Origin of the sequence: Aquitalea sp. ASV11, assembly GCF_016429185.1 — a bacterium.
In the GTDB taxonomy this organism is placed as follows: Bacteria; Pseudomonadota; Gammaproteobacteria; order Burkholderiales; family Chromobacteriaceae; genus Aquitalea; species Aquitalea pelogenes.
The window spans coordinates 1-10,714 of the sequence record NZ_JAELUD010000103.1; the positions used below are offsets into that span (position 1 = coordinate 1).

Annotated in this window: 11 protein-coding genes; 3 read left to right on the plus strand and 8 right to left on the minus strand. The window is 62.0% G+C overall.

The window, feature by feature from the left end; all coding sequences use genetic code 11:
• The first annotated feature begins 93 nt into the window (after positions 1-93).
• Positions 94-843, plus strand: coding sequence for a hypothetical protein (locus JHD62_RS20175; protein WP_199104382.1), 750 nt, complete (start codon positions 94-96; stop codon positions 841-843).
• On the opposite strand, the gene JHD62_RS20180 is transcribed toward JHD62_RS20175, so the two are convergent.
• The 5 genes from JHD62_RS20180 to JHD62_RS20200 all read right to left on the minus strand — a co-directional run bounded on the left by JHD62_RS20180 (position 840) and on the right by JHD62_RS20200 (position 5,832).
• Positions 840-1,226 carry a diacylglycerol kinase gene (locus JHD62_RS20180; protein WP_199104383.1) on the minus strand — a complete coding sequence of 129 codons (387 nt, stop codon included), beginning with the start codon at positions 1,224-1,226 and terminating at the stop codon, positions 840-842. The genes JHD62_RS20175 and JHD62_RS20180 overlap by 4 nt on opposite strands.
• A gap of 263 nt (positions 1,227-1,489) precedes the next feature.
• A complete protein-coding gene (gene gshB, locus JHD62_RS20185; protein WP_062788398.1) occupies positions 1,490-2,446 on the minus strand; it encodes a glutathione synthase in 957 nt (318 codons plus the stop codon).
• Positions 2,447-2,491: 45 nt separating this feature from the next.
• A complete protein-coding gene (locus tag JHD62_RS20190) occupies positions 2,492-3,433 on the minus strand; it encodes a lysozyme inhibitor LprI family protein (RefSeq protein ID WP_199104384.1) in 942 nt (313 codons plus the stop codon).
• A gap of 4 nt (positions 3,434-3,437) precedes the next feature.
• Positions 3,438-4,721 carry a glutamate--cysteine ligase gene (gshA, locus tag JHD62_RS20195; RefSeq protein WP_199104385.1) on the minus strand — a complete coding sequence of 428 codons (1,284 nt, stop codon included), beginning with the start codon at positions 4,719-4,721 and terminating at the stop codon, positions 3,438-3,440.
• A gap of 163 nt (positions 4,722-4,884) precedes the next feature.
• A complete protein-coding gene (locus tag JHD62_RS20200; RefSeq protein ID WP_199104386.1) occupies positions 4,885-5,832 on the minus strand; it encodes a carbohydrate kinase family protein in 948 nt (315 codons plus the stop codon).
• 138 nt (positions 5,833-5,970) lie between these two features.
• Between JHD62_RS20200 and JHD62_RS20205 the strand changes: the two genes are divergently transcribed.
• On the plus strand, positions 5,971-6,459 hold the full coding sequence (locus JHD62_RS20205; RefSeq protein ID WP_199104387.1) for a TlpA disulfide reductase family protein: 489 nt from the start codon (positions 5,971-5,973) through the stop codon (positions 6,457-6,459).
• Between the two features lie 80 nt (positions 6,460-6,539).
• Here JHD62_RS20205 and JHD62_RS20210 read toward each other — a convergent pair whose 3' ends face one another.
• Positions 6,540-8,561, minus strand: coding sequence for an NADPH-dependent 2,4-dienoyl-CoA reductase (locus JHD62_RS20210; RefSeq protein WP_199104388.1), 2,022 nt, complete (start codon positions 8,559-8,561; stop codon positions 6,540-6,542).
• 228 nt (positions 8,562-8,789) lie between these two features.
• On the opposite strand from JHD62_RS20210, the gene JHD62_RS20215 reads away from it, so the two are divergent.
• A complete protein-coding gene (locus tag JHD62_RS20215; RefSeq protein WP_199104389.1) occupies positions 8,790-9,158 on the plus strand; it encodes a DUF1294 domain-containing protein in 369 nt (122 codons plus the stop codon).
• Here the strand turns inward: JHD62_RS20215 and JHD62_RS20220 are convergent.
• Together JHD62_RS20220 and JHD62_RS20225 are read right to left on the minus strand one after the other, a co-directional pair.
• Positions 9,155-10,099 carry an alpha/beta hydrolase gene (locus JHD62_RS20220; protein ID WP_199104390.1) on the minus strand — a complete coding sequence of 315 codons (945 nt, stop codon included), beginning with the start codon at positions 10,097-10,099 and terminating at the stop codon, positions 9,155-9,157. The two genes, JHD62_RS20215 and JHD62_RS20220, sit on opposite strands and share 4 nt — an antisense overlap.
• A 132-nt stretch (positions 10,100-10,231) precedes the next feature.
• Positions 10,232-10,714 (minus strand): GNAT family N-acetyltransferase (locus tag JHD62_RS20225; protein ID WP_199104391.1); only part of this gene is annotated, 483 nt, incomplete at its 5' end.

The following is a 10,714-nucleotide window of genomic DNA, read 5'->3' on the forward strand; positions in this document are numbered from 1 at the left end:
GCATACACACAAGGCGGACAAGCGACAGCTGCTGAGCGCCTGACCATGCAGGCAGCATGTTATGCTATCAGATTACCCAGCCTACCTCACCGCATGCTGTTACTGAAACTGACGCTGGTTCCAGCCTTTCTCTATCTGCTGGCCCTGGTGGCACGCTATTGGGGGCCACAGCGCGCTGGCTGGATGGCCGGCCTGCCGGTGGTGGCCGGCCCCATCCTGTGGTTGCTGATGCGGGAGCACGGCCCGGCGTTTGCTGCCAGTGCCGCGCTGCAGGCGATTGCTGCCATTGCCGCCTCCGAATTGTTCAACCTGATCTATGCCCGCCTGGCTGCCCGCTTTGCCTGGCCGCTGACGCTGATGTTTGCCTTGTGCGGCTGGCTGCTGGCCGCTTGCGTTCTGCAAAGCCTGACACTGACACTCCCCGTCGCACTGCTCATGGCGGTACTGGCAGTGCTGATCAACAGCGTCTGCCTGCCCCGCCCGGCCCTGTCAGGCGTGGTGGCTGCGGTGAATGAAACCCTGGGCTTGCGTATGATGGCTGCCGCCGTGCTGACCTTGCTGGTCAGTCTGGCCGCCAGTCATCTGGGGGCGCGCTGGAGTGGAATGCTGGCTGTCTTCCCGCTGCTGGCCGTGGTGATGGCGGTGGCCACCCAGCGGGCACAGGGCGTAGCCGCCACCCAGGCATTGTTGCGCGGCATGCTGCTGGGTCGGCTTGGCTTTGCCGGCTTTTGTCTGGCCTTATGGCTATTGCTGCCGCTGATGGACGGCAATCTGGCGTTCTTGCTGGCTGCCGCCACGGCCATTGGCTTGCAGCTGCTGTCACGCCGCCTGTTACCCGCTTAGTGACCGAATAACACCAGCCCCCACACGGCAGCCAGGTTGATCAGGCCCAGCAGTTGGGCGGCGCTACCCATGTCCTTGGCGCGTTTGGCCAGCGGGTGGCGTTCCAGTGAGGTGTGATCCACCGCCGCCTCGATGGCGGAGTTAAGCAGTTCGATGATGAGGGTTGCCAGTGAACTGGCCACCAGCAGTGCACGGGCCAGCGGGCTGGCCGGTACGATGAACAAGGCAGTGGGAATCAGGATGATGGCCAGCAAGGCCAGTTGGCGGAAGGCATCTTCATGGCGGAAGGCCGCCTTGATGCCATCCAGCGAATAGCCGAAGGCGTTGATCAGCCGGCGAATGCCGGTCTTGCCCTTGAACGGGCTTTCCTCATGCTTGCTCATGTCGGGTCCTGTGATTGCGCAGTGTCAGCCGGGTGATGCCAGTCTGGCGAGCGGCATGTTAAGCCCTGTACTCCAGTGCAGCAAGCCTGGCTTGCCAGATGGCCAGCGGCGATGGTGCCGCTGGCAGATGACAGGCTGATGGCAAGGCTTGGAGCCGCTAACAAAACCTCGTAGAGTACCCGAGTCAAGGCGCGCCGACGCAGACAGTACAGTGAGTACGGCAAGTCGGCGCAACGCAGAATCGGGGATTTTGTGAGCGGGTCTTAATGGGCGGTGGCGCGTTCCAGTGCGTCGATGTACAGGCCGGCAACGTTCAGGCCGGTCTGATCCATGATTTCGCGGAAGCAGGTGGGGCTGGTGACATTCACTTCGGTCAGGTAATTGCCGATCACATCCAGACCAGCCAGCAGGATGCCGCGCTTTTTCAGCTCCGGGCCCACTGCTTCGGCAATTTCGCGGTCACGGGCACTCAGCGGTCGGGCTTCGCCACGGCCACCGGCGGCCAGATTGCCACGGGTTTCGCCCGCAGCCGGAATGCGCGCCAGGCAGTAGTCCACCGGCACGCCGTCAATCACCAGCACACGCTTGTCGCCATCGCGGATTTCCGGAATGTAACGCTGGGCCATGATGGTGCGCTTACCGCGCAGGGTGATGGTTTCCAGAATCACCGACAGGTTGGGGTCGTTCGGGGTCACCCGGAAAATGCTGTCGCCACCCATGCTGTCCAGCGGCTTGAGAATCACGTCCAGATGCTGGCGGATAAAGGCTTTCAGGCGCGGGGTTTCGCCGGTGATCATGGTGGGCGCGGTCAGCTCCGGGAAATTCAGGATGGCCAGCTTTTCGTTGAAATCACGCAGCGCCTGACCGCTGGTGAACACCTTGACGCCCTGCGCTTCGGCCAGCGTGAACAGCTGCGAGGCGTACAGGTATTCCATGTCGAACGGCGGGTCCTTGCGCATCACCACCGCATTGAAGGCGGTCAGCGGCTGGCGATGCACATCATCCAGCTTGTACCAGGCCGGGTGATCGCCCTTGCGCTCATCGGTGACGGTAAGGCCTCGGGCATCCACCAGCAGGCGGCCGCCCTCCACCGACAGCTGGTGCGCCTGGGCATAGCTGATGGCATGACCGCGTCGCGCCGCCTCTTCCATCATGGCAAAGGTGGTGTCCTTGTAAATCTTGAACTGTTCCAGCGGGTCGGCGATGAACAGGATACGCATGCTGCTCTCCAGAGTGGGATGGCGGCCGGGCTGGGGCCGTCGGATTCATTGATGATAGTAGGCGTCCAGCGCATAGCGCCGGGTGGATGTTTTCCAGCGGCCATTGACCAGGGTTTCACGGGTGACACGCACCTGTTTGCCTTCCGGGTCCTGCGCGTCTTCAATCAGCTTTTCCACCGCCTGCAGGTGGTGGTGGGCGTCAAACTGGTAATCGGTGGTTTCGTGGTAACAGCAGCCGCTCTTGGCCAGGGTACGCAAGCGTTTGCGTCTGGCATCCACCTGGAACAGGCCCAGGTTTTCTTCGGTCAGCGTTGATAATTCATCGTTGAGCACAAATTGCTGGCGGGCCGTGTCGTACAGGTAAACCCGGTAGGTAGGGCCGCCATAGGGGCCATCATTACCGTTTTGCACTGCGAAATCGGCATGGCCGTCAAAGTCGAAATCGGCTGCGTTGATCACGCCCTGCAAATCATACAGCCGCGCGGTATTGACCAGCGGCTTGCCGTTGTCGCCACGAGCCATGTAGACATTGTCCAGCCGCAGCTGCTGGATACGCTGCTGGCTGCGCTGGTCGATGATGTTGATGATGGCCGGGCCTTCGGCTGCCCAGTCACGCTCGCCCCAGTCGAGCAGCGTGATGTCAAAGCGATATGCCGGAATGGCATTGTCGATGCGCTGGTGGATCAGCTGCGCGTGCTGCAATTGCGCCAGTCGCTCTTGGTAACGGCTTTGCAGACAGGCGGCATCGCCCTTGCATTCGGCACGCGGGCCAGCCAGCCACTGCCGCTGGTTATCTTGCAGCAGGCCTTGCTGATTGTGCTGCCGGTAGGCGGCAGCCACTTGCTCGTCCAGCGCGGAGAGTTCCGGCTGGCGGCAGATGGCCTGCTCGGTGGCCGTTGCCGCCTTGCTGCAGTCGAAGCTTGCCGCTGTCGCCAGCATCGGCAACAGAAGCGGCAGCCACAGCAGCAAGCGGCGCAAGGTCGGCATGGACTCAGTCGCGCTCGGGGTCGGTATTTTCCAGCTCCAGCGCAGCGGCCAGCAGCGCCAGGCGGGCAATCACGCCGTAGGCGTAGAAGCGGTTGGGCGCACAGTCCGGCGAGCCGTGCTTGTCCGGCAGGCAGGGGGTTTCGAACGACAGCGGCACAAACTGCATGCCCGGTGCGTTGAGGTTTTCGTCAATGCCACGGCCGGTGTGCACGCGGTAGAAACCACCGGTGACAAAGCGGTCCATCATGTACACCACCGGCTCGGCCACCGCATCGTCCACGGTTTCGAAGGTGTACACACCTTCCTGCACGATGACTTCGGAAACTTCCAGCCCTTCTTTCACCACCGACATCTTGTTGCGCGCCTTGCGGTTGAGGCCGATGACTTCTTCCGGGCTCTTCACGCTCATCACGCCCATGCCGTAGGTGCCGGCATCGGCCTTTACGATGACAAAGGGGTCGTTCTTGATGCCGTATTCACGGTATTTGGCGGCAATCTTGTCCAGCGTCCCTGCCACGGCTTCGGCCAGCGCATCCTCGCCCTGACGGGCATGGAAATCCAGCCCGCTACAGTTGACGAAGTAGGGGTTGATCATCCACGGGTCGATGGAAATCAGCTGGGCAAACTGGTCGGCCACCTGATCGTAGGCGGTGAAGTGGTTGCTCTTGCGGCGCACGGCCCAGCCGGCATGCAGCGGCGGCAGCAGGTTTTGTTCCAGGTCCTTCAGGATGTCGGGAATGCCACCGGACAGATCATTATTCAGCAACACCACGCAGGGGTTGAAGCCATCTGCCAGCCGCAGGCGATTGCCCTGGCGCAGGATGGGTTCGAGCTTGACGATGTCGCCACCAGCGCTGGTCAGCTCGGTGACTTCGGTGATTTCCGGGTTCAGCGTACCCAGGCGCACCCTCAGACCGGCTTGCTCGAAAATATGCACCAGCGTGGCCACATTTTGCAGATAGAAGGTATTGCGAGTGTGGTTTTCCGGAATCAGCAGGATGCTGCGCGCTTCCGGACAGACTTTTTCCACGGCAGCCTGAGCCGCCTGGATGGATAGCGGCAGGAAGTCCGGGTTCAGGTTGTTGTGCCCGCCAGGGAACAGGTTCATGTCTACCGGGGCCAGCTTGAAACCGCTGTTGCGCAGGTCAACCGAGCCGTAAAACGGTGCGGCGTGGTTATGCCACTGACTGCGGAACCAGTGCTCGATATGGGGTTGGGCGGTCAGGATGCGGCTTTCCAGCTCCAGCAACGGGCCGGTCAATGCGGTGGACAGATGTGGGACGGTCATGGGCTCCCCTAGGCGTCGGATGACTTGCGAGTAATTGGTCTATGGTGGGGGTTGGCCTTGGGGAATTCAACCCTCTCGCATGAAGGAATGCTTCATTGTGTGCCATGGGGAAGCGCGCGGTGCGCCATCCTGCGCGCGCTTCCCCCGGCGTGATGCTGGCTGATCAAGCCAGTGGCCATGCTTCTCCATAGGTGCGCTGGTACATGGCACGCAGTTGTTCCCAGTCGAAGAAGTGGTTCTGGCAACCGGCGGTGGTGACCTTGATGGCACCGATCATATTGGCCAGACGCCCGGTCAGTTGCCAGTCCAGCTGGCGGCTGATGCCGAACATCAGCCCGGCGCGGAAGGCATCGCCACAGCCCATCGGGTCCACCGGCGGCTGCGGCATTTCCACCCGAGGCAGGTGGATGTGGTCGGCCCCCACGTAGAGATCGGCCCCGCGCGAGCCACGGGTCACCACCACCGCCTGCACCTTGCGCCGCAGATCGTCCACCGTCAGCCCGGCGCGTTCGCGCATCAGCTCGCTTTCGTAGTCGTTGATGGTGATGTAGCTGGCCAGCTCGACAATCTGGTGGATTTCCTCACGCGACAGCAGCGGCAGCTCCTGGCCCGGGTCGAAAATGAAGGGAATGCCGGCAGCGGACAGCTCCTGCGAGTGCTGCAGGAAGGCACGATGGCCACCGGGCGACAGGATGGCCAGCTCTACCGGCTGCTGGATATCCGCGATGTGGTTGTCAGTGGAAAAGTCCATCGCGCCGGGATGAAATGCCATCAGCTGGTTGCCGTCTTCATCGGCAATGCCGAAGCACTGGGCGGTGTATTGCTTGCGGATCAGCCGGATATGGCTGTCATCCACCCCGGCACGCAGCAGGTGCTGGCGATAGGGCTGGAAGTCCTCGCCCACCGTGCCCATCACCAGCGGCTTTTCGCCCAGCAGGGTGAGGCTGTAGGCGATATTGCCCGCCATGCCGCCGAATTCGCGTCGCATGGTGGGAGCCAGAAAAGTGGTGGAAATCTTGTGCAGCTGATCGGGCAGGATCTGACTGTCGAATCGACCGTGAAACGAGAACAGCGTATCGTAGGCGAGCGCCCCGCATACCAGGAGAGACATGCTCACTCCGAATAAAATTCAACTGAACATTTTAACATGAAACTTTTTTGTGCATGCGGAGCGAAACTTGCGCCTGCGCCCTCTCTCCAAAGGCAGCAAACCCGTTTTCCCATTCTGCAAGCTCGTTCCGGAGGCCACATGAACCTGACATCCTTGCGCGCCACACTGCTGGCCGCCCTGCTCTGCCTGCTGCCACTGGCTGCCAGCGCTGCGCCCACGCTGGCGCAAACCCGTTTCACCGACCAGAGCGGCAGTTCGGTGTCGTTACGTGCGTATCAGGGCAAGGTGGTGCTGGTGAACTTCTGGGCCACCTGGTGCAGCCCCTGCCGTGAAGAAATGCCCATGCTCAATGCCCTGCGCGAGCGGCTGGCGCCCAAGGGTGTGGAGGTAGTGGGCGTGGCGCTGGACAACAAGGCGGAAACCTATAACTTTGCCCGCCAGCTGAAAATCAACTACCCCATTGTGTTGGGCGACAGCGACACCCTCAGCCTGCTGCGCAGCCTGGGCAATCCGGCCGGTGCGCTGCCTTACAGCATCATCCTGGACCGCAATGGCAAGCAGGTGGGCAGCCTGCTGGGCCGTCTGAACGAAAAGAACCTGGAAGACACGCTGCGTCACTTCCTGTAAGCCCTGCGCCAGTCCGACAACAAAAATCCCCGCCATTGCCGGCGGGGATTTTCATTTCTGCCAGCGGGTGGCTGAAGTCATCAGAGACTGGCCGCCAGCTCGCTGCCCTGACGGATGGCACGTTTGGCATCCAGCTCCGCCGCCACATCGGCACCGCCAATCAGGTGTACCGTCTTGCCGGCATCCTGCAGCGGCTGCTGCAATTCGCGCAGCGGGTCCTGACCGGCACAGATGATGACGTTATCCACCGGCAACACCTGTGCTTCATCCTTGATGATGACATGCAGGCCGGCATCGTCGATTTTCTGATAGCTGACGCCGGACAGCATCTTCACCTTTTTCATTTGCAGGCTGGCGCGATGAATCCAGCCGGTGGTCTTGCCCAGGCCATCCCCCACCTTGCTTTGCTTGCGCTGCAACAGGTAAACCTCACGCGGACTGGCATGCGGCTGCGGGCCTTGCGGGCTGAGGCCACCGGGCTGTGCCACCTGCATGTCCACGCCCCATTCCTGCATGAAAGCCGCCACGTCCAGCGAGGTGGACTTGCCTTCATGGGTGAGGAATTCCGCGGTATCAAAACCGATGCCACCGGCACCAATGATGGCGACACGCTTGCCCACCGGCTTGCCGTGCTTGAGCACGTCCAGATAATTCAGCACCTTGGGGTGGTCGATGCCGTCGATCTGCGGCAGGCGCGGCGCAATGCCGGTGGCAAGCACCACCTCGTCGAAGTCACGCAGCATGGCGGCATCGGCGCGGGTGTTCAGTCGCAAAGTGACGCCGGTTGCGGCCAGACGGCGGTCGAAATAGCGCAGGGTTTCATGGAATTCTTCCTTGCCCGGAATGCGCTTGGCCACATTGAACTGGCCACCGATTTCGCCTGCGGCATCGAACAATGTCACCTGATGGCCGCGTTCGGCAGCAACGGTGGCACAGGCAAGGCCTGCCGGGCCAGCGCCCACCACGGCAATTTTCTTGCGCTGCGGTGCCGGGGTGTAGTTGAGTTCGGTTTCGCGACAGGCGCGCGGGTTCACCAGGCAGCTGGTGAGCTTGCCCTGGAAGATGTGGTCCAGACAGGCCTGATTGCAGCCGATGCAGGTGTTGATTTCATCGCCCTTGCCCGCTGCCGCCTTGTTGACGAAATCCGGGTCGGCCAGGAAGGGACGCGCCATCGACACCATGTCGGCACAGCCGCTGGCCAGGATGTCTTCCGCCACTTCCGGAGTATTGATGCGGTTGGTGGTGATCAGTGGAATGTTCACCTTGCCCATCAGCTTTTTGGTGACCCAGGCAAAGCCGCCACGCGGCACCATGGTGGCAATGGTGGGGACGCGGGCTTCATGCCAGCCGATGCCGGTATTGATGATGCTGGCACCGGCGCGTTCGATCTCCTGCGCCAGTTGCACCACCTCGTCCCAGCTGCTGCCATCCTGCACCAGGTCCAGCATGGACAGGCGGTAGATGATGATGAAGTTGCTGCCCACTGCAGCACGTACCGCCTTGACCGTTTCGATGGCGAAGCGGATGCGGTTTTCAAAGCTGCCGCCCCAGTCATCGGTGCGCTTGTTGGTGGCACGGGCGATGAACTGGTTGATCAGATAGCCTTCCGAGCCCATCACCTCGACGCCATCGTAACCGGCTTGCTGGGCGAGACTGGCGCAGCGGGCGAAGTCGGCAATGGTTTGCCACACCTCGGCATCGGACAGTTCGCGCGGGCGGTAGAAGTTGATCGGCGCAATGAGCGGCGAGGCCGACACGCATTTTTCCTGAAAACTGTAACGGCCGGAATGCAGAATCTGCAGCGCAATCTTGCCGCCCGCCGCATGGACGGCATCGGTCACCTTGCGGTGGTCCGGCACGTGCTGTTCATCGGCCAGCATGGATGCGCCTTCGGCCACACAGCCTTCCGCATTCGGTCCCACCCCGCCGGTCACGATCAGGCCGACACCACCACGGGCGCGTTCGGCGTAGAAGGCAGCCATCTTGTCGAAACCACCTGGCGCTTCTTCCAGCCCGGTATGCATGGAGCCCATCAACACGCGGTTTTTCAGTGTGGTAAAGCCCAGGTCCAGCGGGGCCAGCAAATGCGGATATGCAGTCATGTTTCGTCCTCGTCGACGTGGCGAGCAGGCGCTCACCCTGATTGTGGTTCAGCTGCCGGTCATTTGCCGGCATGGCATGCATTATTGTCACTCGACAATACTTACTAGTAAGTAAGTTGTCAACGCAAGCCATCGCCCGGATGTGCTCCTGCACCGCGTATGCGCGCTCACCCTGCTTGGCGTGTACAGGCAGCCTGCTTACACTGTGTCTTTTCTGCTGGAAAACCCATGTCCCTGCCCCGCCCGCTGGCCAAGCTGCTTGCCCTGCCACCCTTGCTGGCGGCCAGCAGCTTTGCGCTCACCGACAGCCTGTTCTGGCCTGTCCTGCTCTACCTCGCCATGAGCGTGCTGACCTTTGCCGTGTATGGCTGGGACAAGCGCCAGGCCGTGCATCACGGTCGGCGTACACCGGAAAAACTGCTGCACTGGCTGGAGCTATTGGGCGGCTGGCCGGGCGGCTTGCTCGGCCAGTACTGGCTGCACCACAAATCCAGCAAGGGCAGCTATCAGCTGATGTTCTGGCTGATCGTGCTGGCACACTGGCTAGCATGGGGCTGCTGGATTGCCTGGCGCTGGCATGTGGCGCATGCGGTCTAGGCGCGCCGCCGCGTTGCCGCCTGAATGGCCGCATCCAGCCATTGCAGCAGGTCGGTCACCACTTCTTCCCGATTGGTTTCGTTGAACATCTCATGCCGCCCGCCGGGGTAAACCTTGCTGCTGACATTCAGCAGGCCGGCCTCCCGATAGCGGATTTCCAGCTGGCCCAGCGCCAGCCGCCCAAGACTGACCGGATCGCGGCTGCCCGCCAGCAAGTACACCGGGCAATGGTGCGGTAGCGTGCTGACCGGCTGTGCCTCGCCACGTTCCAGCGCGATGATGCCGCCAAACAGGTCCGCCCACAGTCCGGGTGCGGGGTCGAAGCCGCATAAGGGATCGGCCAGATAGGCATCCACTTGTGCCGTGTCACGTGACAACCAGTCCGCCTTGGTGCGGGCCGGGAAAAAGCCCAGATTGAAGCTTCCAAAAATCAGTCTTGCCATGAAGGCGGATGGCACATCGTCCCCACCCAGCTTGCCTGCCAGCCGGGCCAGCTGGCGCAGCAGCCAGGCCAGCGGACGCTGCCGGTAACCGGTGGCCGACAACACCAGCCCGTCAAGCTTGGCACCATGGTGCAAAAAGTAATGCCGGGCCATGAAGGAACCCATGCTGTGACCCAGCAGAATCAGTGGCAGGCAGGGATGCTGGCTGGCGACAAACTGGCGCACGTGGTCGACATCCGCCACCACCTTGTTCCAGCCATCCTCGGCGGAAAACCAGCCATGACGGGCAGCATGCGGGCCATGGCCGCGATGGTCGTGGGCATAAACCGCAATGCCGTGTTGTACCAGTTGCTCCGCCAGCGGCTGGTAACGGGCGGCATGTTCGCTCATGCCGTGGCAGATCAGCAATGCGGCACGTACCGCCACGCCTGCCGGCGGCTGCCAGCTGCAGCCATGAATGCGGTGACCATCGGCCACCTGCAAGGTGAAGTGCTCCATGTTTTCCTCGTTGCCGGTTGTGCGCTTGCCGGCAAGGCCGGGGACGCAACTGTTTCCATCAGGCTGCGCGCAGGCGCAGGCATGGCTTAAGAAAACACGAATCGGCAGGACATGACAACCGCAATGCTGCAATCAGGCCAGCATACGCGCCGGATCGAACTGCGGATTGGTCAGCGAGGTAAGCACATGGTCGCGCCATGCGCCGTTGATATACAGGTAATCGCGCGCCAGGCCTTCCTCGACAAAGCCCAGGCGCCGCAGCAAGGCGGCGCTGCGCTGGTTGTGCGGCTGGTAATTGGCTTGCAGGCGATGCAGGCGCAAGTCGTCAAAGGCAAAGCGGATGATCTCGCAGACCGCTTCGTGCATCAGCCCCTGCCCTTGCAGGGTGTGGTCGAGGCCGTAACCCAGATGTGCCGCCTGAAACACCCCGCGCACGATATTGCTCAGGCTCACTGTCCCGACAATGCGCTGCGGCTCTTCCGGCAGGGTAAGCAAATAGCGCGCGCACATGCCCTGCTCCCAGCCCAGCGCCTGCTGGCGCAACTGCATGGTCCAGTACAGCTCGGTGTAGAACATGTCACCGGGCTTGGGGTCCCACGGGGCAAAGTGCTGGCG